This window comes from Kitasatospora indigofera (assembly GCF_014655955.1).
GTDB lineage: Bacteria > Actinomycetota > Actinomycetes > Streptomycetales > Streptomycetaceae > Kitasatospora > Kitasatospora indigofera.
This window is the reverse complement of the sequence record NZ_BNBO01000003.1, coordinates 143,264-168,566: the sequence shown is the minus strand read 5'-3', so window position 1 is coordinate 168,566 and position 25,303 is coordinate 143,264. Positions and strand designations below refer to the sequence as shown.

Genomic DNA, 25,303 nt, shown 5'->3' with positions numbered 1-25,303 from the left:
GGTCAGCGGCGGCCGGCCTCCGCCAGCGCCTCGTCGGTCAGCCGGTAGACGGTCCAGCCGTCCATCGGCACCGCGCCGAGCGACTTGTAGAAGTTGATCGACGGCTCGTTCCAGTCGAGCACCGACCACTCCACCCGCGAGTAGCCGCGCTCCACCGCGATCCGGGCCAGCTCCAGCAGCAGGGCCTTGCCGTGCCCGCCGCCCCGGGAGGCCGGGCTGACGTACAGGTCCTCCAGGTAGATGCCGTGGGTGCCGCGCCAGGTCGAGAAGTTGAGGAACCACAGGGCGAAGCCGACCGGCTCGCCGGTGCTGTCGTCCTCCGCGATCAGGCCGAACAGTGCCGGGTTCGCACCGAACAGCGCCTCACGCAGCTGTTCCTCGGTCGCCTGCGCCTCGTGCAGGGCCTTCTCGTAGTCCGCGAGCTCGCGGATCATGGCGTGGATGACCGGGACATCGGTTATGGCGGCGGTACGGATCATGTTGTCGAGGGTACTCAAAGCGCCGGCCGGGCGGGATGTACCGATCCGGCGGGGCCGGCGGGCGGCTCACTCCTGCTCGTCCCAGGCCTGGATGGACGTCTGGTCGACGATCCGGCCGTCCCTGAGGTCGGCGACCGAGGTGCAGAGCACCCTGACCCCGTCCGGGTACAGGCAGGACTCCATGAAGGCCACGTGGTCGCCCTGGACGACGACCTGCTCCAGCTTGTGGGTCATCTCCCGGCCGTAGACGTCGGCCAGCATGGCGCTGATCTCCGAGCGGCCGTGCATGACCAGGGGGTGGCTCGGCTGGGTCTTGTGGTCGACCATGCGGAGCTCGGCGTCGTCCGCGTAGAGCGCGAGCAGGGTGTCGGCGTCCCGGTGCTCGATGCCTTCGCGAAGTGCTCTGGTGTCGAAGGCGGTCGGTGCCGCCGTGGTGCCCATGATGGCTCTCCTCCGGTTGGTACCAGTGGTACCAACGAGCCTACGCCCGGGAGCTCGGCCGGGCTCCACCGTGCGCGGACCGGCGGCCGGCGGCCGGCGCCGCGACGGTGGCGGGGTGTGCGGGGGTCCCGGGTGCCCGGCCGGCCCGCCGCCCGGGTCCGGCCCCGGCCGGACACCCCCGCCGGCCGCGCGGGCCCACGGCGGCGCCGGGCCCGCGGCACCGTCCGGCCCGCGACGGTCTCCGCCGGACGGCCCGGCCCGCCGGTCCCCCGGCTGCTCCGCGCCTTCCCCCGGCGGGGGAGCGGGTCGCCCGCCGGGGCCGCCAGGGGCGGGCAGGGCGGGGGCACGGCAGGGGGACTGACCGGACGTCATCTGCGGCCCGCTCAGGTCCCGTCCGGCGGCGCCGGCGGCCCCGTAGGACCTCCGGGCGCCGGAGGCAGCCAGGGTGCGGCCCGCCCCGCGGATCGACGCGACGGCCCCCGGGCGACCCGGCCGCGGCGCCCGCCGGTGGTCTCCGCCCCCGGCGAACCGCCCGCCGTGTCGGCCGCGTTGCCCGCCGCCCCCGGTGCCGCCGGGTACGGGCGCCCGGCCCCGGGCAGCGCGACGCCCCCCGCTCGTCGGGCGAGCGGGGGGCGTCGTGGTGCGGGGTCCGACCAGGCGTCAGGCCTGCTTGGTCTCCCAGAAGATCTTGTCGACCTCGGCGATGAGGTCCAGCAGGGCCTGGCCGGTGGCCGGGTCCGTCGACGCCTTGGTGGCCGAGGCGGCCTTCAGGGTGTCGTTGATGAGCTGGTGCAGCTGCGGGTACTTCTCGAAGTGCGGGGCCTTGAAGTAGTCGCTCCAGAGCACCGAGATGTGGTGCTTGACGGCCTCGGCGCGCTGCTCCTTGATGATGATGGCGCGAGCGCGGAAGTGCGCGTCCTCGTTGGCCTGGTACTTCTCCTGCGTGGCCTTCACGGACTCGGCCTCGATCCGGGCCTGGGCCGGGTCGTAAACGCCGCAGGGCAGGTCGCAGTGGGCCTGGGCGGTGGCGCGAGGTGCAAACAGACGAGAGAACATGGGAGTCCTTCCTTAGATCGTCTTCCCGCGGCTGAGATTACCCCGCCGGACGGCGGCTTTCGCGGTGGCCCCGGGGGCCTAGGGCCAAAGGCGGAGCCTGAACCGGTTGATTTCGGACACGGGCGGGCGAGGTCCGGTGCGGGACACTGGACGCGGTCAACCGGAGGAGGTAGGCGTGGGGCCGATGGAGGAGCCGGCGGGCGGCGTGCCCGGCGGCGGTCTGCTGCCGTTCGGCGTGGTCGACGTGGCGGGGCCGTCGATGGTGCCGACGCTCCACGACGGCGACCTGGTGGTGGTCCGCTACGGGGCACGGATCAGGCCGGGCGCGGTGGTGCTGTTCCGGCACCCGCTGCAGCAGGACCTGCGCCTGGTGAAGCGGGCGGACGGGCGGCGCGGCGGCGGCTGGTGGCTGCTCTCGGACAACCGGCCGGTGGACAGCGACAGCCGTCAGTTCGGGGCGGTTCCGGACGAGTTGGTGCTCGGCCGGGTGCTGCTGAGGGTGCGCCCCGGGCCGGCCTGGCTGGCGCCGTCGCGGTGGCTGGAGCGGGCGGTGCTGGCCGGCCCGCTGGCCCGGGTGCCGGGGCTGGCCCGGCGGCTGGGGGTCTGGCTCAGCCCGGAGCTGTGACCGCCGTGCGGCGGCCGGTCCGGGCGGGCGCGGGGCCGGACGGCTCAGGCCTGGGCGGCGGTCGCCTCCAGGGCCTCCTGGCGCTTGCGGGCCCGGTACGCGGCGACGTTGGCGCGGGTGGCGCAGCGGTCGGAGCAGTAGCGGCGCGAGCGGTTGGTGGAGGTGTCCAGGTAGGCGTTGCGGCAGGGGGCGGCCTGGCAGATGCCGAGCCGGTCGGCGCCGAGCTCGGTGAGGTGGATGGCCAGGCCCATGCAGGCCACCGCGGTGTAGTTGGCGGCGGCGGTGGGCGCGTTGTCGGCGAGGTGCAGGTGCCAGCGCGGGCGGCCGTTCTCGTCCAGGTAGTCGTGCCCGGAGACCAGCGGGCTGACCGGGTACTCGATCATCAGGCTGTTGAGCAGGTCGACGCCCCGCACCTCGTCCCCCTCGGCGGCGGCCTCGAAGACCCCGCGCAGCCTGGTCCGGGCGGCCCGCAGGCGGGGCAGGTCGGACTCGTCGGCGAGCGAGGCGGCGCGGGACGGGCTGCCGAACAGGCTCCGTACGGCGTCCACCGACGTCAGCTGGTCGGTGCCGCGCCAGGGCTGCTCGCTGTTGACGAGCCGGACGGCGAAGTCGGCGTACGAGGCGAGCTCCACGGTGGTCCTTCCAGGGCCGGTAACGGGTGAGCTGGCTCCAGCCTATTACTTTTGGGGGGAAACGCGGCGGCGCCCGGCAGGTTGGCACCTGCCGGGCGCCGGACCGTCCCGGACCGGGGCACGGCCCCGGAGGGGGGTCAGAGCACCTTGGAGAGGAACGCCCTGGTCCGCTCGTGCTGCGGGTTGGTGAGCACCTCGCGCGGGTTGCCGGACTCGACGACCACGCCGCCGTCCATGAACACCAGCGCGTCGCCGACCTCGCGGGCGAAGCCCATCTCGTGGGTGACGACGATCATCGTCATGCCCTCCTCGGCCAGGCCGCGCATGACGTCCAGGACGTCGCCGACCAGCTCGGGGTCGAGCGCCGAGGTGGGCTCGTCGAAGAGCATCAGCTTCGGCTTCATCGCCAGCGCGCGGGCGATCGCGACGCGCTGCTGCTGGCCGCCGGAGAGCTGGGACGGGTAGTTCTTGGCCTTGTCGGCCAGTCCGACCCGCTCCAGCAAGGCCATCGCCCGCTCCCGGGCGTCGCCCTTGCTCTCGCCCTTGACCTGGACCGGCGCCTCGATGACGTTCTCGATCGCGGTCATGTGCGGGAAGAGGTTGAAGCGCTGGAAGACCATGCCGATGTCCCGGCGCTTCATCGCGACCTCGCGGTCCCTGAGCTCGTAGAGCTTGTCGCCCTTCTGGCGGTAGCCCACCAGCTCGCCGTCCACCCAGAGGCGTCCGGCGTTGACCTTCTCCAGGTGGTTGATGCACCGCAGGAAGGTCGACTTGCCCGAGCCGGACGGGCCGACCAGGCAGAACACCTCGCCCTGCTTGACCTCCAGGTCGATGCCCTTGAGCACCTCGACCAGGCCGTACGACTTGTGCACGGCCTCGGCCTTCACCATCGGGCCGGCGGGCACGGTGTCCGCGGGGGACTTCGTCAGATCGGTCATGCCGCACCTCCGCCTTCGCCGCCGCCGCCGTGGCCGCCCGCGTTCGCAGGCTTCGCCGCCGGTGCCGACTTGATACCCCGGAACAGTCCGCCCAGTCGCTGCAGCGGTGTCGGCGGCAGCGAGCGGTTGGAACCGCGGGCGTAGTGCCGCTCGATGTAGTACTGGCCGACGGTGAGGATCGACGTGAGGAACAGGTACCAGAGGCTGACCACGATCAGCAGCGGGATGCTCTGGAAGTTGCGCGAGTAGATGTTCTGCCCGGCCCGGAACAGCTCCTCCAGGGCGATGACGCTGACCAGCGAGGTGGTCTTCAGCATCGAGATGGTCTCGTTGCCGGTCGGCGGGATGATCACGCGCATGGCCTGCGGCAGGATGATCCGGCGCATCGCGTCGAAGCGGTTCATGCCCAGGGCCTGGGACGCCTCCAGCTGGCCCTCGTCCACCGACTGGATGCCGCCGCGGACGATCTCCGCCATGTACGCGGCCTCGTTCAGGCCGAGGCCCAGCAGCGCCGCGACGAAGGTCGGGATCAGGACGTTGGTCTGCTCCGACCAGAACGCCGGGCCGAACGGGATGCCGATCGAGAGCTTGGCCCAGAGCACGCCGAGGAAGTTCCAGAACACCAGCTGGACCAGCACGGGGGTCCCGCGGAACACCCAGATGTAGACCCAGGCGGTGCCGGAGAGCAGGGGGTTCGGCGAGAGCCGCATGACCGCGAGCAGGATGCCGCCGACCACGCCCATGACCATGGCGAGCGCGGTCAGCTCCAGGGTGACCACGAGGCCGTGCAGGATGCGGTCGTCGAAGAGGTAGTGCCCGACGAGATCCCACTTGAAGGCGGGGACGGTCACGATGGCGTGGATCAGCATGGCCGTGAGCAGCAGGATGACTGCGGCTCCGACCCAGCGTCCGGGGTGGCGGACCGGGACGGCCTTGATGACATCAGGCCGTCCCGGGGCTGCCGGCCCCTTGTGGAGAGAGTTCACGTTGTGGCCTCAGAAAAGGGTCGCTGTGGAACGGGGACGACGAGGGTCAGCTGGTGGCACCGTTGAGCTGAGCCTTGTCGATCGCACCGGCCTCGACACCCCACTTCTGCAGGATCTCCTTGTACGTGCCGTCGTCCATCAGCGCCTGGACGGCCTGCTGGACGGCCGGGGTGAGCGCGGAACCCTTGGCGAGCGCGATGCCGTACGGCGCGGAGTCGGTGGTGGCACCGAGCTTCTCCAGCTGGCCGCCGGTCTGCTTGAGGGCGTAGTCGATGACCGGGGAGTCCGCCATCATCACCTGGTCGCGGCCGGAGACCACGGCGTTGGTGACGTCCGTCTGCAGGTCGAACTTGTCGCCGTCGTTCGGGACGGTCGGCTTGCCGGCCTTCACGCACGCCGGGTTGATGACGTCGACGATCGCGTCGGCCTGGGTGGTACCGGTCTGGACGGCGATCTTCTTGCCGCAGAGGTCGTCGGCGGAGATCTTGTCCGGGTTGCCCTTCTTGACCGCGGAGGAGGTGCCCGCGGTGAAGTAGGTGACCATGTCGACGGTCTGCTCGCGCTCCTTGGTGTCCGTGAAGGAGCTCATGCCGAGCTGGTACTTGTTCGCGCCGATGCCCGGGATGATCGCGGTGAAGCCGGCGTTCTGGACCTCGGCCTTGAGGCCGAGCTTCGCGGCGATGGCGTTGGCCAGGTCGACGTCCATGCCGACGATGGTGCCCTTGTCGTCCTGGAACTCGTTCGGGGCGTAGGACGCGTCGGAGCCGACGACCAGCTTGCCGCCCGACTTGATGTCGGCCGGGACGAGCGCCGCCAGGGCGGGGTCGGCCGTGACGGCCTTGACCGTGGCGCCCGCACTCGCACCGGTGGAGCCGGAGCCCGAGCTGGAGCCGCTGCTGCCGCAGGCGGTCAGGGCGAGGGTGGCGGAGGCGAGGACGGCGCAGGCCGCGAGAAGGCGGGTGCGCGGGGTACGAGCGGTCATGAGGGGGGTCTCCTCCTGATGGAGAGGTCGGGCGGAGTGCGCCGTCGGGGGTACGGCACACCGTGGGCCGGCTGTCCGTACTGCGCTGTACGGGCTGCGCTCGTCGTACGGGCCGAGCCGGTGGTGCGAGAGGTCTGCAGGTGGTGCCGGGTACTGATCCGCCACCCTCCGCCGAGGTGGACGTCGACCGAACCGCCTCGACCAGTGGCCGGCTCGATCCGAGTTGATGGGAATCCTGTCATCAGATGACCGTCAGAATGCCCTGTTCCAGATCAAAATCGGATAACGAGGGGTCTCGGTGTCCGCTATTCGGACGAATATCGCGTCCCTGTCACCCTGTGTATAAGTATGCAGATCTGTTCGCGCCCGGCCCGGCGACCCGCCCGTGCCCGCTGCACGGCCCCCCGCGCGGCCGGATCGCCGGCGCCCCCCGCTCACTCCGCGTGACCGGAGGTCACAGCCCCCCGTTGATCGCCGCCGCCTGGGCGGCACCCGCGCTCACGTTCCACTTCGCGAGGATCTTGTCGTACTCGCCGCTGCGGATCAGCTGGTCCAGCCCCTTGGCCACGGCGTCGCGCAGCGCCGTGTCGCTCTTGTTCACCGCGATGCCGTACGGGCTGGACTGCGACTGCGAGCCCGTGACCTCGAAGCGGTTCCCGCCGTCCGTGGTCTTGGCCGCGTACGCCGCCACCGGGAAGTCGTTGAAACCGGCCACCGCCGTGCCGGCCGCCACCTCGGCGAGGGCCTGCGCGTCGCTGTCGAAGCGGTGCACCTGGAGCGGCTTGCCCTGCCGGCTGCAGGCGGCGACCTGGCGGCCGATGATCTCGTCCTGGGTGGTGCCCCGCTGCAGCGCGACGGTGCGGCCGCAGATGTCGTCGAGCGTCCGGATCCCCTTCGGGTTGCCCTTCTGCACGATGATCGAGGTGCCGGCGATGAAGTAGTCCACGAAGTCCACGCCCGGCTGACCGGTCGGCTTGCCGTCCTCGCCGAGCGCGTCACGGCGCTGGGGCGTGTCGCTGATCGCGGACATCGCCACGTCGAACTGCCGGCCGTTGAGGCCCGGTATCAGCTTGTCGAACGGCGTGTCGACGATCTCGACCCGCAGGTCGAGGACCTTCCCCAGGGCGTTGGCCAGGTCCGGGTCCAGGCCGTCCGGCTTGCCGTCCGCACCGCGGAACTCCACCGGCGCGTAGTTCAGGTCGGAGCCGATCCGCAGCACCCCGGCGGTGCGCTGCGCCTTGGGGACGGCCGCCTTGACCACGTCGGCGGGGTCCTTCGAGGCCTCCGAGCCGCCGCAGCCGGTGAGCAGCAGGGCCGAGGCGGTGGTGAGGGCGGCGGCGGCCGGCAGGGCCCGGCGGCCGGGGAGCAGGCAAGGGAGGTGGTGCAAGGTGGTGCTCCTCTGTGGGGCGAGGTGGTGCGACCGGCGTCCGCGAGGGCGCGGAAGTGACCAGAAAGGGGGATCCTCCCATCCCGGCCCGACGAGCCGGGCGGCGGGTGTGTCAGAATCTGCTATCGGGTGACCCCCGACCCCGAACACAGGCCGCCGGGCCGCGACAGGCCCGGGGTGCGAAGGAACGGAAGCCGGGAACGCCGGCTCCGTATCCCGAACACCGGCTCCCCTCCGTGTCTGCGTTCACTCCCACGGGTGTGCGTGTTCCTTCCTCCTTGCCGCCGCCGGGCCCGGTACTTCCGAAACCTGGCCTGTCAAGTGACCGGCAATGGGATGAAGAGCACGTGACGAGGACAAAAAGGCATAGGTGCGATGCCTTCGTCCGACCTACGCTCGGCCCGGAAGCACAGCGCAGACAACCAGACCCAAAAACCCTCACCCCGAGGGCGCCGCCCGACGGCAGCGCCCCGACCCCGATCCGGGTCCGCTTCGGCGTACCCGGTTTCCAGTTTCCCTGGACGGGGTCGACCGCCCGTCGGACCGTGCTCTCGCTGATCAATGACGAAGAGGTCATCGTGGCAGCGGAGATCATCCACCCCAACACCCAGGACACCGTCGACCCCGTCGACGCCGTTTTCGCGCTCCACCGCGGCGGCAAGATGGAGGTCCGGGCAACGGTGCCGGTGCGCGACGCGGACGATCTGTCCCTCGCCTACACCCCGGGTGTCGCCCGGGTCTGCACCGCCATCGCGGAGCAGCCCGAGCTGGTCAACGACTACACCTGGAAGTCCAACGTGGTCGCGGTCGTCACCGACGGCACCGCGGTGCTCGGGCTCGGCGACATCGGCCCCGAGGCCTCGCTCCCCGTGATGGAGGGCAAGGCCATCCTGTTCAAGCAGTTCGGCGGCGTCGACGCCGTGCCGATCGCGCTGGCCTGCACCGACGTGGACGAGATCGTCGAGACCGTGGTCCGGATGGCGCCGTCCTTCGGCGGCGTCAACCTGGAGGACATCTCGGCCCCCCGCTGCTTCGAGATCGAGCGCCGGCTCCAGGACGCCCTGGACATCCCGATCTTCCACGACGACCAGCACGGCACCGCGATCGTCTCCACCGCCGCCCTGTGGAACGCCGCCAAGGTGACCGGCCGTGAGATCGGCGACCTGCGGGCCGTCATCTCCGGCGCCGGCGCGGCCGGCATCGCCATCGCCAAGATGCTGGTGGCGGCCGGCATCGGCGACGTCTCCGTCTGCGACCGCCGCGGCGTGGTGTACGACGGCCGGGGCGACCTGACCGACGTCAAGGCCGAGATCGCCGCCGTCACCAACAAGGCCGGCCTCAAGGGCTCCCTCGCCGACGCCCTGAACGGCGCCGACGTCTTCATCGGCGTCTCCGGCGGCACCGTGCCGGAGGAGGCCGTCGCCACCATGGCGGAGGGCTGCTTCATCTTCGCGATGGCCAACCCCACCCCGGAGATCCACCCGGAGGTCGCGCACAAGTACGCCGCCGTGGTCGCCACCGGCCGCAGCGACTTCCCGAACCAGATCAACAACGTGCTGGCCTTCCCCGGCATCTTCGCCGGTGCGCTCCAGGTGCGGGCCACCCGGATCACCGAGGGCATGAAGCTGGCCGCCGCCCAGGCCCTGGCCGGTGTCGTCGCCGACGAGCTGACGGCGCAGAAGGTCATCCCGTCGCCGTTCGACGAGCGGGTCGCCCCGGCCGTCACCAAGGCGGTGGCCGAGGCCGCCCGGCGCGAGGGCGTCGCCCGCCGCTAGGAGCCGTCCGGCCGGTCCGGCCGGCGGCGCGCCGATAGCAGCTTTCGAGGGCCCGGGACACGCGGTGGAGGTCACACCGTCGCGTGGTTCCGGGCCTCGGCCGTCCAGGACTATCGTCCGTGGCATGCTCGCTGCCTACGCCGCACGTATCGACGCCGACGACCCGCTGAGCGGACTGGAGGTCGGCGACCTCCCCGAGCCGCAGGCCCGGCCCGGCTGGAGCGTGGTGACGGTCCGTGCCGCCACCCTCAACCACCACGACCTGTGGTCGCTGCGCGGGGTCGGACTGCCCGCCGAGCGGCTGCCGATGATCCTCGGCTGCGACGCCGCGGGTGTCGACGAGGACGGCAACGAGGTGGTCATCCACTCCGTGATCGGCCAGAGCGGCCACGGCGTCGGACCGGCCGAACCCCGCTCCATCCTGACCGAGCGCTACCAGGGCACCTTCGCGCAGAAGGTGGCCGTCCCCACCTGGAACCTGCTGCCCAAGCCCGCCGCCCTCTCCTTCGCGGAGGCGGCCTGCCTGCCCACCGCCTGGCTGACGGCGTACCGGATGCTCTTCACCAACGCGGGGGTGCGCCCCGGCGACACCGTGCTGGTGCAGGGGGCCGGCGGCGGCGTCTCGACCGCCCTGGTGGTGCTCGGCAAGGCCGCCGGGCTGCGGGTCTGGGTCACCGGCCGGGACGAGGCCAAGCGCGCCCGGGCGGTCGAACTGGGCGCCGACGCGGCGTTCGGGAGCGGCGCCCGGCTGCCCGAGCGGGTGGACGCCGTGATGGAGACGGTCGGCGCGGCCACCTGGTCGCACTCCGTCAGGTCGCTGCGCCCCGGCGGGACGATCGTCATCTCGGGTGCCACCTCGGGGGCCGACCCCAAGGCCACCGAACTCAACCGGATCTTCTTCCTGGAGCTCAAGGTGGTCGGCTCCACCATGGGCAGCAAGGAGGAGCTGGCCGGGCTGCTGGCGCTCTGCGCCAACTCCGGCGTCCGGCCGGTGATCGACTCGGTGCTCCCGCTGGCCGACGCCCGGGAGGGCTTCGCCCGGCTGGCCAAGGGCGACGTCTTCGGCAAGATCGTCCTGACGCCGTGAAGCGCCGGGGCGCCGGCGTCCCCCGGCCCTGACGCGGTGGACGGCGGCGGGCCCGGCACCCCGAGGGGAGTGCCGGGCCCGGTGCCGACGGACGGTCAGCCCAGCAGCCTGCGCAGCCGCTCGGCGGCCGCCGCCAGCGCGCCGCGGGCGCCCTCCAGCTGGCCCGCCGTCACACCGCTGTCCCGGGCGGCGTCCCTGACCTGGTCGCGGAACCGGTCGAGCAGCCGCTCCAACTCGCGCGCCGGATCACCGGCCGGGTCGGTCGCCGTCCAGCCGGGCAGGTCGGCCGGAGCCGTCGCGGACCCGCCGTCGGCGTCCTCCTTGTCGAGGTCGATCCGGGTGACCCGGATCTCCTCGCCCGCGGCCGGGCCGCCCGCCGGGGCGTCGGCGGCCGGGTGGCCCCACTTGGCGGCGTCCGCCAGGCCGGCCAGGCCCTTCGTCAGCTCCGAGATGCCCTCGGCCAGGCCGGTCGGCCAGTCCCCGCGCGCGGCGTGCTCGCGGACCTGCTGCTCGACCCGGCGCTTGATCCGCAGCGCCTCCTGCTGGGCGGCGGTGCGGGCGGCCCGGGACTGCTCGCGCAACCGGCGGGCCTCCTCCTCGGCGGCCTTCGCCTTCGCCTTGGCGGCCTTCTCCTGCTCCTTGGCGCGCTTGGCCTGCTCCTTGGCCTGCGCCTTGAACTGGGCGAACTCCTCCTTGGCCCGCTGCCAGCTCTCCTTGTCGCCCCACGGACCGGCCCACGGGTCGCCGCCCGCGGACGACTCGGCCCGGGGGGCCTGCTTGGCCGCGCCCCACAGCTCCTCGCGCAGGTCCTTGGCGCTGTCCCGGACGTCCTCGCGGATCGCGCCGGCCAGCTGCGCCACCGAGTCCCGGATCTCGACCTCCAGCTCGGCGATCTCGCCCTGGCGGGAGGCCAGCTCGGCCCGGCCCGCCTCGGTCAGCCGGTAGACCTTGCGGCCGCCCTCGGTGCTGTGGGTGACCAGGCCCTCCTGCTCCAGCTTCGCCAGCCGGGGGTACACCGTGCCGGCGGAGGGCGCGTACAAGCCCTCGAAGCGCTCCTCCAGCAGGCGGATCACCTCGTAGCCGTGCCGGGGCGCCTCGTCCAGCAGCTTGAGCAGGTACAGGCGCAGGCGGCCGTGGCCGAAGACGGGGGTCATCTCAGGCCTCCTTGGTGAGGTCGGGGCCGGCCGGGAGCTCCTTGACGACGACCGGGCCCTCGTCCTCGGTGTCCGGACGGTGCAGCACGGTGACGGCGCCGGAGACCGTGGTCACCTGAAGGCTGCCCTTGCCGTCGCCGAGCTGGCCGGAGAGCTTCTTGGCCCCCCAGGTGCCGTTGACCTTGAGCTGCTCGAAGGTGCTGGACACGTCGCCGCTGTTGGTGCCGGCCTCGACCTTCGCGTCGGCGAGCGAGGGCAGCCGGACGCCGACCGCGCCGCTGACCGTGTTGACCTTGATGTCGGACGGGGTCTCCACGTCCAGGTCGAGGGTGACGGCGCCGCTGACCGAGTTGGCGGAGAGCCGGTCGGCGGTGCCGGCCACCACGGTGATCCCGCCGGAGACGGTCTTCACCTTGAGCTCGCCGGAGACGGACTGGGCGTCGACGTCCCCGGAGACGGAGTTGGCCTCGGTACGGCCGGAGAGGCCTACCAGGGTGGTGGCGCCGCTGGCGCCGTGCACGGCGACGTGGCCGGCCACGCCGGAGACGGTGCTGTCCGCGGAGACGGTGCCGATCTTCACCTCGGAGCCGGCCGGGACGGCCAGCGAGACCACGGCCCGGCGCTTCCTGCGCAGCGAGCTGAAGAGCTCCTTGACGGACTGGACGGACTTCACGGCCTCGCCGAGCTCGCCCCAGTTGAGGTTCTTGTAGGTCACCGTGAGCACCCCGTTCTCCAGGGTGACGTGCAGCGGCTCGCCCTCCAGCTCGGTGACCTCCAGCCGGGCGGGGCCCTCGGCGGCGACGACGTTCACGGCGCCGTCGATGATCCGCACGTGCAGGGTGCCGACCGGCTCGTCGATGGTGATCCTGTCAGGTTCGCTGACCGTCCACTGGCTCATGGTGTGCCGCCTCCCGTTGCGATTCGCGATGTATCGCGTTCCCTTGTCGAACACGATATATCGCGTGCCGGGGAAGTCAAGCATGCCCCGGGGAAGCCGGGGTGGACCCAGGGACGGCCTCAGGGACGGCCTCGGGGACGGTCTCGGGGACAGGTCGGGGGCGGGCCCGGGAACCGTCCGGGGATCCCCCGCGACATGCGGGAGGCCCGGGAGGCGGTCGCCTCCCGGGCCTCTCGTCCCAGCCGTGGCCGGTGCGGTGGTGCCTACTCGTCGTCCTCGTCGTCGAGCCGGGCCAGCCAGGTGGCCAGCCGCTCGACCGGGATCTCGAAGTCGGGGTTGAGGTCCACGAACTCGCGCAGGCGCTCGGCCAGCCACTCGAAGGTGACCTCCTCGTCGCCACGCCGGCTCGCCAGCTCCTCGATGCCACGGTCGGTGAAGTACACGGTGCGCTCCGGTCCGGTGGGATTTTCGACCAGGTCAGGATAGACCGGGCCGGCCTGCCGCCGGCCCGGTCCCGCCGGTCAGCCGTCGTTGCGGTAGTAGGTGATCGCGAGCTTGGTGGCGCCGTTGGAGTTGCCCTGGGTCAGCACCTTGGCGATCACGATGCTGCCGCTGGCGCGGTGGCGCAGGCAGAAGATCCGGCCGGGCGGCAGCGCGTCGTAGCGCAGCGCCCCGGTCGGCTGCCGGTCGATGGCGGCCGAGCACTGCTCCGGCGTCAGCTGCGCGTCCAGGGTGATGTACGCGTCGGTGCCGTTCCACGAGAAGGAGGAGTAGCCGGTCTCCAGCTCCCAGGACGGGTTGGCGGAGGAGTTCACCACCTTGCCCTCGGCCAGGTCGTAGCCGTAGTTGTAGTCCGGGGTGCCGAGCTCGCGGTCCTGGTAGACGGCGGTGTAGACGGCCGCGCCGCGGGGGGTGCTCGCGGTGGCGGACGGCGACTTGGATGCGCCGGCCGTGGTGCCCTTCGACGGCGAGGGGCTGTCGCCGGCCGCCGGGGCGGCGGAGGCGGACTGCGTGGGGGCGGCCTGCGGGGTGCTCGGGTCGGCGGCCGGCGAGTTCGTGGCGCCGCTCGCGACGGTGTTGTTCTTGCTCTTGCCGTCGTCGAGCTTCTTCATCAGCACCACCCCGCCGGCCGTCCCGCCGACCGCCATCACCAGGGCGACGGCGAGCAGGGCCTTCCACGAGACGCCCTTGCGGCGCGGCTCCGGCGCGGCGGGCCCGCTGTCCGTGACGACCGGGCCGGGCGGCGGGGTGTCGAACGAGGGCTGCTGGTGCAGCTGCATGGTGGGCGGCGAGGACAGCACCGGCCCGGTCGGCGCCTCGTTGGCCGGCTGCGGGACGCCGTACGAGCCGAGCGGCGGCGGCACGAAACCCTGCTGCGGAGGCTGCGTCTGCTGGTGGTGCTGCGGCGCCGTCGCCGGGGGCGGCCCGAAGCCCGGGGCGCCCGCCGGCGGCGGGGGGAAGGACGGCGCGGTGGCCGGCGGCCCGAAGGAGGGGGCGGTGGCCGGCGGCACGGGCAGCGGGGTCGGCGGGGTCTTCGGCAGGTCCGAGCGGCGGGTGATCTCGGTGTTGATCTGCTTCGGCAGCCAGTCGTCGGCGAACCGCAGCTGGCCGCCGACCGTCGGGTGGTTGCGGGCGATCTCGATGATTTCGGCGGGCCTCGGGCGGTCCTCCGGGTTCTTGGCCAGGCAGCGCATCAGCAGCTCGCGCAGGTCGGCCGGGACGGCGTCCAGCTCCGGCGGCTCGTGCACCACCCGGTACAGCACCGCCGTCTCCGGGCCCTCGCCGAACGGCGGGATGCCGCCCGCCACGTACGCGGCCAGCGCGCCGAGCGCGAAGATGTCGGTGGCCGGGGTGACCGCCCGCCCCTGGGCCTGCTCGGGCGCCATGAAGGCGGGGGAGCCGATCCGGAACCCGGTGCCGGTCAGCGCGGTCGCGTCGGCGGCGCGGGCGATGCCGAAGTCGATCACTCGCGGTCCGTCGCCGGCCACCAGCACGTTGGCGGGCTTGAGGTCGCGGTGCACCACCTCCACGCTGTGGATCGCCTGCAGCGCCTCGGCGATGCCGCCCATCAGCAGCAGGACGGTCCGCACCGGCAGCGCGCCGTGCTCGCGGATCACCTGCTGCAGCGAGGGGCCCGGCACGTACGCGGTGACCAGCCAGGGGGCGTCGGCGTCCACCCCGGAGTCGATCACCTGGGCGGTGTACAGCCCGTGGATGCGCTGGGCGTTGGTGACCTCCTGGGCGAAGCGGCGCCGGAACTCCACGTCCTCGGCGAACTCCGGGCGGACCACCTTCAGTGCGACCGGCCGGCCGCCGGGCGTGTAGGACAGGTAGACCCGGCCCATGCCGCCGGCGCCCAGCCGGGCGAACAGGCGGTAGCCGCCGACCTCGCGCGGGTCCTCGGGCAGCAGCGGCTGGAAGATCGGTGGGAGCGGCGGGACGGCGGCGTCCCGGGGAGTGTCGGCGGTCATTCGGGTGTCCCCCTGGTACGAGCGTTGAGCTTCGGCCGCCTCCTGGCGTGTGACGGGCACGCGGACGGCGGTGTGACGGCCATAACCTATCGACCCGTCAGGCCGCACCCCAAGCCGTCGGCCATTTGGTTGCACAGCTGCGACTTTGACGAGACGTCGGGGAAACGCCGAAGGCCCGGCAGCCGCACGGGAGTGCGGGTGCCGGGCCTTCGTGCCGACCGGGGTCAGAGGGTGAAGATCTCCTCCAGCAGCGCCTGCTGCTCGGCGGCGTGCCGCTTGGCCGAGCCGACCGCCGGGGCGGACGAGGCGGTGCGGGCAACGCGGCGCAGGCGGGCGCCGCCCGCGCTGCGGCCGACGACGACCTGCAGGTGGTCGACCAGGTTCATCGCGATGAACGGCCAGGCACCCTGGTTGGCCGGCTCCTCCTGCGCCCAGATGAACTGGACGTCGTCGCCGTACCGGCCCAGCTCCTCCTGGAGCTCGGCCACCGGCAGCGGGTAGAGCCGCTCGACCCGGACGATCGCGGTGTCGGTGACCCCGCGCTCGGCACGGGCCGCCGCCACGTCGTAGTAGAACTTGCCCGCCGTGATGACCACCTTGCGGACGTTCGCCGGGTCGACGGTGGTGTCACCGATGACCGGGCGGAACGAGCCGGAGGTGAACTCCTCGGTGGCACTCGCCGCGGCCTTCAGACGCAGCATCGACTTCGGGGTGAAGACGATCAGCGGCTTGTGGTGCGGGTTGTGCGCCTGCCAGCGCAGCAGGTGGAAGTAGTTCGACGGCAGGGTCGGCATCGCGACCGTCATGTTGTTCTGCGCGCACAGCTGCAGGAAGCGCTCGGGACGGGCGGACGAGTGGTCCGGTCCCTGGCCCTCGTAGCCGTGCGGCAGCAGCAGGGTGACGCCGGAGTGCTGGCCCCACTTCTGCTCGGCGGAGGCGATGTACTCGTCGACGACGGTCTGCGCGCCGTTGACGAAGTCACCGAACTGGGCCTCCCACATGACCAGCGCGTTCGGCCGGGTCAGCGAGTAGCCGTACTCGAAGCCCATCGCCGCGTACTCCGACAGCAGGCTGTCGTAGACGGTGTAGCGGGCCTGGTCCTCGGTCAGGTACAGCAGCGGGGTGTAGTCCTCGCCGGTGACCCGGTCGATCAGCACCGCGTGGCGCTGGCCGAAGGTGCCGCGGCGGCTGTCCTGGCCGGCGAGGCGGACGGGGTGGCCCTCCATCAGCAGCGAGCCGATGGCGAGCGTCTCGCCCATGGCCCAGTCGATGGTGTTGTCCTCGACCGAGGCCGCGCGGCGCTGCAGCTGCGGCAGCAGGCGCGGGTGGACGGTCAGCCAGTCCGGCAGGTTGACCTGCGAGGCGGCGATCCGCTTGACCATCTCCTGGGAGATGCCGGTCTGGATGTTGACCGGGAAGTCGGCCTGCGGCTTGCCGCCGGCCGCCGAGACCGGCGTCTGCGCGGCGTCGCGGACCTCGGAGAAGACCTTCTCCAGCTGGCCCTGGAAGTCCTGGAGCGCCTGCTCCGCCTCTTCCATGGTGATGTCGCCACGGCCGATCAGGCCCTCGGTGTAGAGCTTGCGCACCGAGCGCTTCTTGTCGATCAGGTCGTACATCAGCGGCTGGGTGAACGACGGGTTGTCGGCCTCGTTGTGACCGCGGCGGCGGTAGCAGATGAGGTCGATCACGACGTCCTTGTGGAACTCCTGGCGGAACTCGAAGGCCAGGCGCGCGACGCGGACCACGGCCTCCGGGTCGTCGCCGTTCACGTGGAAGATCGGGGCCTCGATCATGCGGGCCACGTCGGTGCAGTACATCGAGGAGCGCGAGGACGCCGGGGCGGCGGTGAAGCCGACCTGGTTGTTCACCACGACGTGCACGGTGCCGCCGGTGCGGTAGCCGCGCAGCTGCGACATGTTCAGGGTCTCCGCGACCACGCCCTGGCCCGCGAAGGCCGCGTCGCCGTGGATCTGGATCGGCAGCACCGGGAAGGAGGTGCCGGCCAGGTCCAGGACGTCCTGCTTGGCGCGGGCGATGCCCTCGACGACCGGGTCGACCGTCTCCAGGTGGGAGGGGTTCGCGGCCAGCGAGACCTTGATGGTCTCCCCGTCGAGGCCGGTGAAGGTGCCCTCGGAGCCCAGGTGGTACTTGACGTCGCCGGAGCCGTGCATCGACTTGGGGTCGAGGTTGCCCTCGAACTCGCCGAAGATCTTGCCGTACGGCTTGCCGACGATGTTGGCCAGCACGTTGAGGCGGCCGCGGTGGGCCATGCCGATCACGGCCTCGTCGAGGCGGTGCTCGGCGGCGGCGTCGATGGTGGCGTCCAGCAGCGGGATGAGCGACTCGCCGCCCTCCAGCGAGAAGCGCTTCTGGCCGACGTACTTCGTCTGCAGGAAGGTCTCGAAGGCCTCGGCCGAGTTCAGCCGGCGCAGGATGCGCAGCTGCTCCTCGCGCTCCGGCTTGGTGTACGGCTTCTCCAGGCGCTGCTGCAGCCACTTGCGCTGCTTCGGGTCCTGGATGTGCATGTACTCGATGCCGACGGTGCGGCAGTACGAGGCGCGCAGCAGGCCGAGGATGTCGCGGAGCTTCATCATCTTCTGGCCGCCGAAGCCGCCGACGGCGAACTCGCGCTCCAGGTCCCACAGGGTCAGCCCGTGCTCCACGACGTCCAGGTCGGGGTGCTTGCGCTGCTTGTACTCCAGCGGGTCGGTGTCGGCCATCAGGTGGCCGCGGACCCGGTAGGAGTGGATCAGCTCCATGACGCGCGCGGTCTTGTTGACCTCGTCGTCGTGGGTGGCGGCGACGTCGGTCGCCCAGCGGACCGGCTCGTACGGGATCCGCAGCGACTCGAAGATCTCGTCGTAGAAGCCGTGCTCACCCAGCAGGAGCTGGTGGATGGTGCGCAGGAACTCGCCGGACGCCGCACCCTGGATGACCCGGTGGTCGTAGGTCGAGGTGAGCGTCATGATCTTGGAGATGCCCAGCTTGGCCAGGGTGTCCGGGGACGAGCCCTGGAACTCGGCCGGGTACTCCATCGCGCCGACGCCGACGATGGTGCCCTGGTTCTGCATCAGGCGCGGCACGGAGTGCACGGTGCCGATGCCGCCCGGGTTGGTCAGCGAGACCGTGACGCCGGTGAAGTCGTCCATCGTGAGCTTGTTGGCGCGGGCCCGGCGGACGATGTCCTCGTAGGCCTGCCAGAAGCCGAAGAAGTCGAGGGTCTCGGCCTTCTTGATGGCCGCGACCACGAGCTGGCGGTCGCCGTTGGGCTTCACCAGGTCGATCGCCAGGCCCAGGTTCACGTGGTCCGGCTTCACCAGGAACGGCTTGCCGTCCTTGACCTGGTAGCTGTGGTTCATGCCCGGGCTGGCCTTGACGGCCTGCACCAGGGCGTAACCGATCAGGTGCGTGAAGGAGACCTTGCCACCGCGGGCGCGCTGCAGGTGGTTGTTGATGACAATCCGGTTGTCGATCAGCAGCTTGGCGGGCACGGCGCGCACGGAGGTCGCGGTCGGCACCTCCAGCGAGGCGTCCATGTTCGTGGCGACGGCCTTCGCCGGGCCGCGCAGCGGGATCAGCTCGGGACCCGTGGTGGCGGCCGGGGCCGCGGCCGGGGCGGCGGCCTTGGGGGCCGGCGGAGCGGCCGGTGCTGCGGCCAGCGGCGCGGGAGCCTGCTGCGCGGGCGCCTGAGCGGCCGGGGCAGCGGGCGCGGGCGCCTGAGCGGCCGGGGCAGCGGGCGCGGGCGCCGCCGGAACGGCAGCAGGGGCAGGGGCGGCAACGGGGGTCGGCGTGGGGCCGACCTGGGTCGCGGCCTGGGTCACTGGAGTCACCTCGGTACCGGGCTTGTAGTCGGCGAAAAAGTCCCACCAGGCTCGGTCGACCGAGTTGGGATCCTGGAGGTACTGCTGGTAGATCTCGTCGACGAGCCACTCATTGGGGCCGAAGCCCGAGGGCTCCGTCGTAGTGCGTGGGGCCGAGCTGTTGGGGGTTTCAGGGGACTGTGGCGACACGGCGGCAACCGCCCTCTTCCGCTTCCTTTTGGGATGGTTGGACAGCGGGGATTAAGGCTACGCCCCTGACCAGTGATCGCGTAGTCCCAACAGCCCAGGCGTCACCCAGATCACAGTCATGACCTGCAATTTGGCCGAAAAAGTGCGTTAGAAGTTCCATGGTCAGGGGAAGCGATCGGTTCCGATCAGTGGTCTTACCCCAGTAAAACCGGACAAAACCGGGAGTGCGGCTGTCCGTATGGCGGACAGCCGCACGAGCCCGGAGGCTCTGTCCCGATTGTGTGACAGTTGCCCGCTTGCTCCCCGCGGGGGAGCGGAGCGGTCCCGCCTAGCGCTGCCCGGGCAGCCGGACCTCGATCCGGCAGCCGCGGGCCGCCTCCGCCACCTCGATCTGCCCGCCGTGCAGGTCCACCGCCCAGCGGGCGATCGCCAGGCCCAGGCCGGTGCCGCCGTCGCTGCCCGGCCCCTGCGCCGTGGCGGCGCCGCTGCGGCTGAACCGCTCGAAGACCCGGCTGCGGTCCTGCAGCGGGATCCCCGGCCCCTCGTCCTCGACCTCCAGCAGCAGGCCGCCCGGGTCCGCCGACGGCCGGGCCCGGACCGTCACGGTGCCGCCGGGCGGGGAGTGCTTGCAGGCGTTGTCGACCAGGTTGGCGACCACCTGGTGGAGCCGCTCCGGGTCCGCCACGCCGGTCAGTCCGGACGGCCGCACCTCCAGCGCCAGCCGGACGTCGCCGCGGCGGGAGAACGCCCCGCCGGCCGTCGCGCCGTCCACCGTGACCCCGCGCAGCACCCCGTCCAGGAAGGTCCGCACCTCGAACGGGCGGGCGTCCAGCGGCACCACGCCGCCGTCCAGCTTGGAGAGGTCCAGCAGGTGGGTGACCAGCCGGCCGAGGCGTTCGGTCTGCTCCAGGGCCGCGCCCAGGGTGGCCGGGTTCGGCTGCACCACGCCGTCGACCACGTTCTCCAGGACGGCGCGCAGCGCGGCGATCGGCGTGCGCAGCTCGTGCGAGACGTTGGCGACCAGCTCGCGGCGGTGCCGGTCGGCGGCCTCCAGGTCGGCGGCCATCTGGTTGAAGGTCGCGGCCAGCTCGCCGATCTCGTCGCGGGAGGACACCTCGACCCGGCGGCTGTAGTCGCCGCCGGCCATCTCGCGGGCGGCGAGCGTCATGTCGCGCAGCGGGGCGGTCAGCCCGTGCGCGAGGAACTGCATGAAGAGCAGGGAGGCGATCATCGAGAAGATCATGATGATCCGGATCTGGGTCTCCGACCGGATCGCGACCACGACCATGCCGCTGGCCAGGAAGACCGAGACGATGACGAGCAGGGCGAGCTTGCCCTTGATCGAGCGCACCGGGTCCAGCGGGCGGATGTCGGCCCAGACGCGGCGTGCCGCCCGGGCGGCCAGAGTCGGCGGCCGGGTGGTGTCGGTGTCCCCGTTGCGTTGCTGTGGAAAGGTCATGAGTCCCCTGACTGATCCCCGCGAGCCCCCCGTGTGCGTGCACGGCGTGGGCCCCCCGGAGGCCCAGCCGCAGGTTGTTCGTCCGGCCCGTCAGGCGGCCGGTGCCTCCAGCGCGTACCCCACGCCGTGGACGGTGCGGATCCAGCTCGCGCCGATCTTGCGGCGCAGGGCCTTCACGTGGCTGTCGACGGTGCGGGTGCCGGAGGCGTCCGTCCAGTCCCAGACCTCGGCGAGCAGCTGTTCGCGGGTGAGCACCGCGCGCGGCTGGGCCGCCAGGCAGGCGAGCAGGTCGAACTCGGTCGGCGTCAGGTGGACGTCGCCCGAGGCCAGCCGGACCCGCCGCTGGACGTGGTCGATCTCCAGCTCGCCGAAGCGCAGGCTGCCGAGCGTCGGCGTCCTGGCCGCCTGCTGGGCGCGCTCCACGCGGCGCAGCAGCACGTTGACCCGGGCCGCCAGCTCGCGCATCGAGAAGGGCTTGGTCATGTAGTCGTCCGCGCCGACCCCGAGGCCGACCAGCAGGTCGGTCTCGTCGTCGCGGGCGGTCAGCATCAGCACCGGGACCGGGCGCTGTGCCTGGATCCGGCGGCACACCTCCAGGCCGTCGAAGCCGGGCAGCATGATGTCGAGCACGACGAGGTCCGGCTGCCAGGTGTGGAAGCCGTCGACGGCGCCCGGGCCGTCGTGGGCCACGGCGACCTTGAAGCCCTCCGCGCCCAGCCGGGCCGCGATCGACTCGGCGATCGTCGGCTCGTCCTCCACCACCAGCACTCTGCGCTGGCTGCTCACCGCGTTGCTGGTGTTGTTGTCCTGCTGAATTTCTGTCACGGTCACGCCACCGCCCCCAGGGCTGCGGGCCGGCCGTCGGTGGGACGGCGGGCTCCGCTCGTAGTCTTGTTCCGTCGTGGACTGTGCCGGGTCCGCCGTCCCCGCAGGTGCGGACGGGTTCGCAGGTGTGGACCGCTCACCCTTTCCGCACACCGCAGCGTACGGACAGCGGGCGCATCCCGGCAGATGGACCAGGCATTTTCGGCCCGCAGAGCGGGATCCGGCCTGGTCCGGAGTTGGCACGGGCCGATACCTTACCCGCCCAGAATTTCCCCCGTAACGGTGCGTATGCACCCAAGGTGATGACAGACTCCCCTTCGGGAGTGGCTACTCGTGCGTAAACAGAGGGTTGGTCCGGACCATCTCGGGCAGACGTGCCACCGTGCGGGTTCGATCTTCACATCCTGTTCCCAGCGAACACTCAGATCCTCGACGTAACGTGAGCACGACAAGTGTGGCAGGGATGCCGGCCGGCCCGGAAGGGAGGTGCAGTGACAGGCGTACGACGGGAGTCCGTCCCGCCCGGACCGCCCTACGGCGGACTGCGGCTCGGGCTGCGCGCGGGCCCGGCGCTCTGGGTGCTCCGGCGGATCCCCACGCCCCGGCGCACGCCCTTCACGCTGGCCTTTCTCGTCACGCTCGGCACCACCACGGTCTTTTCCCGGCTGGCCGATCCGGAGCTGGTGCGCCATCTCCAGGAGCTGTCAAGCACGGACGGCCACAACCTGCTGCGGCACCCGCTGCGGGCGCTGCTGCTCAGCGGGTTCTGGGTGGCCGGGCCGGTCTGGATGCCGTACCTCTGGGCCTTCGCCTTCACCGTGGCCCCGCTGGAGCGCCGGGTCGGACCGGCCAGGGCCGCCGGGGTGTTCGCCGCCGGGCACGTGCTGGCGACCCTGCTGTCCCAGGGCGTGGTGGCGGCCGCCGTCCGGACCGGGCGGCTCGGTCCCGACGCGCTGGACACCCTCGACATCGGCGTCAGCTACGGGGTGCTGGCCAGCCTCGGGGCGCTCGCCGCCCTGCTGCCGCGGCCCGGGCGGCTGCTGGTGCTGGCCGGGGCGGGGCTGCTGGTCGCCGACCAGGTCGTCACCGACCAGGACCTCGTCACCGGGGTGGGCCACCCGGCCGCGCTGCTGCTCGGCGTGCTGTTCGGGTCCCGGCTGCGGCGCCGGCCCCGGCCGCCCCGCCGGGTGCGCGGCCCGCGGCCGGCCGGGGAGCGGTCCCGCGCGGAGGCCTCGCGCGGCCGGGCCGTGCTCGACCGGGCGTAGGGCCGCGGCCCGCCCGCCCGTCCGCACTCCCGCTCGTCCGCACTCCCGCGCCGGGCCCGCTCGTCCGCACTCCCTCCGGTGTCACCGGTCCGGCACCGGTCTTTCCGCCGTGCACCCGTCCCGTCCCCGCGCTCGGTCCGGGCGGCCCCGGCGGCTCGTTTGACGCGCCCCCGACGAGGGCCCCTTCCCCTTTCGCTGCTGGCGAACAAGGGGCGGGGAACAACTGGCGCCCGCCAAACCTTAGTCAGGTCAGCTCAACTTCACTGACTGGGGAGAGATCATGGCATCGACGTCCACACCGCTCACCCTGCCCGTCCTGCCGCTCGACGACGACGTCGTGCTGCCGGGCATGGTCGTCCCGCTGGACCTGTCGGACACCGAGGTGCGCGCCGCCGTCGAGGCCGCCAGGTCGGCGGCCGTCGGCACCCAGAAGCCCCAGGTCCTGCTGGTCCCGCGGGTGGACGGCTCGTACGCGGCCGCCGGCACCCTCGCCACCGTCGAGCAGGTCGGCCGGCTCGCCGACGGTGACCCGGCGGCCCTGGTCCGGGCCGTCCGCCGGGTCCGGATCGGCGTCGGCACCACCGGCCCCGGCGCCGCGCTCTGGGTGGAGACCACCCCGTTCCGCGAGTCCGCCGTGCAGACGCCGCTGACCGGCCGGGCCGCCGAGCTGGTCAAGGAGTACAAGGCGGTCTCCACCCAGTGGCTGCGCAAGCGCGGCGCCTGGCAGATCGTCGACCGGGTGGCCCAGATCGAGGGTGTCGGCGAGCTGGCCGACAACATCGGCTACGCGCCGTTCGCCACCGCCGAGCAGAAGCTCAAGGTGCTGCTGGAGGCCGACCAGGTGGCCCGCCTGGAGTACGCGCTCACCCTGCTCCGCGAGCACCTCGCGGAGGAGGAGGTCAACGACACCATCCGCAAGGACGTCGAGGAGGGCGTCGCCAAGCAGCAGAAGGAGTTCCTGCTCCGGCGCCAGCTGGAGGCCGTCCGCAAGGAGCTGGCCGAGCTGAACGGCGACCCGGCCGACGAGGAGGGCGACTACCGCGCCCGGGTCGAGGCCGCCGACCTGCCGGAGAAGGTCCGCGAGGCGGCCCTCAAGGAGGTCGACAAGCTGGAGCGCGCCTCCGACCAGTCGCCCGAGGGCAGCTGGATCCGCACCTGGCTGGACACCGTGCTGGAGCTGCCCTGGAACGAGCGCTCCGAGGACGCCTACGACATCGCCGGCGCCCGCGCCGTGCTCGACGCCGACCACGCCGGGCTCGCCGACGTGAAGGACCGCATCGTCGAGTACCTGGCCGTCCGCAAGCGCCGGGCCGACCAGGGCCTGGGCCTGATCGGCGGCCGCCGAGGGGGCGCCGTGCTGGCGCTCACCGGCCCGCCCGGGGTCGGCAAGACCTCGCTGGGCGAGTCGGTGGCCCGCGCGATGGGCCGCTCCTTCGTCCGGGTCGCGCTCGGCGGCGTCCGGGACGAGGCCGAGATCCGCGGCCACCGCCGCACCTACGTCGGCGCGCTGCCCGGCCGGATCGTCCGGGCGATCAAGGAGGCTGGCTCGATGAACCCGGTCGTGCTGCTCGACGAGATCGACAAGGTCGGCTCCGACTACCGGGGCGACCCGGCCGCCGCCCTGCTCGAAGTGCTCGACCCGGCCCAGAACCACACCTTCCGCGACCACTACCTGGAGGTCGAGCTCGACCTCTCCGACGTGGTCTTCCTCGCCACCGCCAACGTGGTCGAGGCCATCCCCGAGGCCCTGCTCGACCGGATGGAGCTGGTCCGCCTGGACGGCTACACCGAGGACGAGAAGGTCGTCATCGCCCGGGACCACCTGCTCCCGCGCCAGCTGGAGAAGGCCGGGCTCAGCCCGGACGAGGCCGCGCTGACCGACGAGGCGCTGCGCCTGCTCGCGGGCGAGTACACCAGGGAGGCCGGCGTGCGGAACCTGGAGCGCGCGATCGCCCGGGTGCTGCGGAAGGTGGCCGCGCAGAGCGAGCTCGGCGAGCGTGAGCTGCCGGTCGCGATCGGCGGCGACGACCTGCGGGCCCTGATCGGGCGCCCGCACCACACGCCGGAGGCGGCCCAGGAGCCGGCCGAGCGGCGGACGGCCGTTCCCGGGGTGGCGACCGGGCTCGCCGTCACCGGCGCGGGCGGCGACGTCCTCTACATCGAGGCCTCGCTGGCCGACGCCGAGACCGGTGGCACCGGCCTGACCCTCACCGGGCAGCTGGGCGACGTGATGAAGGAGTCGGCGCACATCGCCCTCTCCTACCTGCGCTCGCGCGGCGCCGAGCTGGAGCTGCCGGTCACCTCGCTGCGCGACCGGGGCGTGCACCTGCACGTGCCGGCCGGGGCCGTGCCCAAGGACGGGCCGAGCGCGGGGATCACCATGACCACCGCGCTGGCCTCGCTGCTCTCCGGCCGCAAGGTCCGAGGCGACGTGGCGATGACCGGTGAGGTCTCGCTCACCGGGCGGGTGCTGCCGATCGGCGGGGTGAAGCAGAAGCTGCTCGCCGCCGACCGGGCCGGGGTCACCACGGTGATCATTCCCAAGCGCAACGAGCCGGACCTCGACGACGTCCCGGCCGAGGTGCTGGAGCGGCTGACCGTTCACCCGGTGGCGGACGTCCGCGAGGTGCTGGCGCTGGCCCTGGAGCCGGCCGAGGTGCTGGTCGCCGCGTAGCCGGCGGGGCGGGTCCGGGTGCGCCCGACGGGACATGACGTCCCGTCGGGCGCGTCCGCGTGCTGGGACGCCCTTGTGAGACGCCTCGTCAGTACTCCAGCATGGGGCCCATGGATCGCCACGCCCACCTGAGCCGCCGACTCGACGTCGACCTGGCTC

The 25,303-nt window shown here is 72.3% G+C and carries 20 protein-coding genes; 5 read left to right on the top strand and 15 right to left on the bottom strand.

Features of this window, described 5'->3' with window-relative positions; translation table 11 throughout:
- Positions 1–2 precede the first annotated feature (2 nt).
- From IE329_RS04505 to sodN, 3 genes are all read right to left on the bottom strand, one after another.
- Positions 3–479, bottom strand: coding sequence for a GNAT family N-acetyltransferase (locus IE329_RS04505; RefSeq protein WP_190209467.1), 477 nt, complete (start codon positions 477–479; stop codon positions 3–5).
- Between the two features lie 66 nt (positions 480–545).
- Entirely contained in the window at positions 546–920 is a 375-nt protein-coding gene (locus tag IE329_RS04500; RefSeq protein WP_073926181.1) for a nuclear transport factor 2 family protein, read from the bottom strand.
- 660 nt (positions 921–1,580) lie between these two features.
- A complete protein-coding gene (gene sodN / locus IE329_RS04495) occupies positions 1,581–1,976 on the bottom strand; it encodes a superoxide dismutase, Ni (protein ID WP_190209466.1) in 396 nt (131 codons plus the stop codon).
- A 184-nt stretch (positions 1,977–2,160) separates the two neighbouring features.
- On the opposite strand from sodN, the gene sodX reads away from it, so the two are divergent.
- Positions 2,161–2,601, top strand: coding sequence for a nickel-type superoxide dismutase maturation protease (gene sodX / locus IE329_RS04490; protein ID WP_190209593.1), 441 nt, complete (start codon positions 2,161–2,163; stop codon positions 2,599–2,601).
- 44 nt (positions 2,602–2,645) lie between these two features.
- Here sodX and IE329_RS04485 read toward each other — a convergent pair whose 3' ends face one another.
- From IE329_RS04485 to IE329_RS04465, 5 genes are all read right to left on the bottom strand, one after another.
- Positions 2,646–3,233, bottom strand: coding sequence for a CGNR zinc finger domain-containing protein (locus IE329_RS04485; protein ID WP_073926178.1), 588 nt, complete (start codon positions 3,231–3,233; stop codon positions 2,646–2,648).
- A 137-nt stretch (positions 3,234–3,370) separates the two neighbouring features.
- Complete coding sequence (locus IE329_RS04480; protein ID WP_308438334.1) at positions 3,371–4,171, bottom strand: amino acid ABC transporter ATP-binding protein; 801 nt, start codon at positions 4,169–4,171, stop codon at positions 3,371–3,373.
- Entirely contained in the window at positions 4,168–5,157 is a 990-nt protein-coding gene (locus tag IE329_RS04475) for an amino acid ABC transporter permease (RefSeq protein WP_229927162.1), read from the bottom strand. The genes IE329_RS04480 and IE329_RS04475 overlap by 4 nt, the downstream gene beginning before the upstream one ends.
- A 46-nt stretch (positions 5,158–5,203) precedes the next feature.
- A complete protein-coding gene (locus IE329_RS04470; protein WP_190209465.1) occupies positions 5,204–6,139 on the bottom strand; it encodes an ABC transporter substrate-binding protein in 936 nt (311 codons plus the stop codon).
- A 454-nt stretch (positions 6,140–6,593) separates the two neighbouring features.
- The gene (locus IE329_RS04465) at positions 6,594–7,526 is read right to left on the bottom strand and encodes an ABC transporter substrate-binding protein (protein WP_190209464.1); all 933 of its coding nucleotides are present in this window, start codon (positions 7,524–7,526) and stop codon (positions 6,594–6,596) included.
- Between the two features lie 578 nt (positions 7,527–8,104).
- Between IE329_RS04465 and IE329_RS04460 the strand changes: the two genes are divergently transcribed.
- Positions 8,105–9,301 carry an NAD(P)-dependent malic enzyme gene (locus IE329_RS04460; protein ID WP_190209463.1) on the top strand — a complete coding sequence of 399 codons (1,197 nt, stop codon included), beginning with the start codon at positions 8,105–8,107 and terminating at the stop codon, positions 9,299–9,301.
- A gap of 124 nt (positions 9,302–9,425) precedes the next feature.
- Positions 9,426–10,388 carry a zinc-binding dehydrogenase gene (locus IE329_RS04455; protein ID WP_190209462.1) on the top strand — a complete coding sequence of 321 codons (963 nt, stop codon included), beginning with the start codon at positions 9,426–9,428 and terminating at the stop codon, positions 10,386–10,388.
- 95 nt (positions 10,389–10,483) lie between these two features.
- On the opposite strand, the gene IE329_RS04450 is transcribed toward IE329_RS04455, so the two are convergent.
- The 7 genes from IE329_RS04450 to IE329_RS04420 form a co-directional block, all read right to left on the bottom strand.
- Positions 10,484–11,542, bottom strand: a complete 1,059-nt coding sequence (locus tag IE329_RS04450; RefSeq protein WP_190209461.1) for a PadR family transcriptional regulator — start codon at positions 11,540–11,542, stop codon at positions 10,484–10,486.
- Position 11,543: 1 nt separating this feature from the next.
- Positions 11,544–12,440 carry a DUF4097 family beta strand repeat-containing protein gene (locus IE329_RS04445; protein WP_190209460.1) on the bottom strand — a complete coding sequence of 299 codons (897 nt, stop codon included), beginning with the start codon at positions 12,438–12,440 and terminating at the stop codon, positions 11,544–11,546.
- Positions 12,441–12,703: 263 nt separating this feature from the next.
- On the bottom strand, positions 12,704–12,883 hold the full coding sequence (locus tag IE329_RS04440; RefSeq protein WP_073926358.1) for a DUF6104 family protein: 180 nt from the start codon (positions 12,881–12,883) through the stop codon (positions 12,704–12,706).
- Between the two features lie 78 nt (positions 12,884–12,961).
- Complete coding sequence (locus IE329_RS04435; RefSeq protein ID WP_190209459.1) at positions 12,962–14,911, bottom strand: serine/threonine protein kinase; 1,950 nt, start codon at positions 14,909–14,911, stop codon at positions 12,962–12,964.
- Between the two features lie 224 nt (positions 14,912–15,135).
- Positions 15,136–18,921, bottom strand: a complete 3,786-nt coding sequence (locus IE329_RS04430) for a multifunctional oxoglutarate decarboxylase/oxoglutarate dehydrogenase thiamine pyrophosphate-binding subunit/dihydrolipoyllysine-residue succinyltransferase subunit (RefSeq protein ID WP_190209458.1) — start codon at positions 18,919–18,921, stop codon at positions 15,136–15,138.
- A 328-nt stretch (positions 18,922–19,249) separates the two neighbouring features.
- A complete protein-coding gene (locus IE329_RS04425; protein ID WP_190209457.1) occupies positions 19,250–20,380 on the bottom strand; it encodes a sensor histidine kinase in 1,131 nt (376 codons plus the stop codon).
- Positions 20,381–20,470: 90 nt separating this feature from the next.
- The gene (locus tag IE329_RS04420; RefSeq protein WP_190209456.1) at positions 20,471–21,205 is read right to left on the bottom strand and encodes a response regulator transcription factor; all 735 of its coding nucleotides are present in this window, start codon (positions 21,203–21,205) and stop codon (positions 20,471–20,473) included.
- A gap of 491 nt (positions 21,206–21,696) precedes the next feature.
- On the opposite strand from IE329_RS04420, the gene IE329_RS04415 reads away from it, so the two are divergent.
- Complete coding sequence (locus tag IE329_RS04415; RefSeq protein ID WP_190209455.1) at positions 21,697–22,470, top strand: rhomboid-like protein; 774 nt, start codon at positions 21,697–21,699, stop codon at positions 22,468–22,470.
- Between the two features lie 280 nt (positions 22,471–22,750).
- Positions 22,751–25,144, top strand: a complete 2,394-nt coding sequence (gene lon, locus IE329_RS04410) for an endopeptidase La (RefSeq protein WP_190209454.1) — start codon at positions 22,751–22,753, stop codon at positions 25,142–25,144.
- Positions 25,145–25,303: the final 159 nt, after the last annotated feature.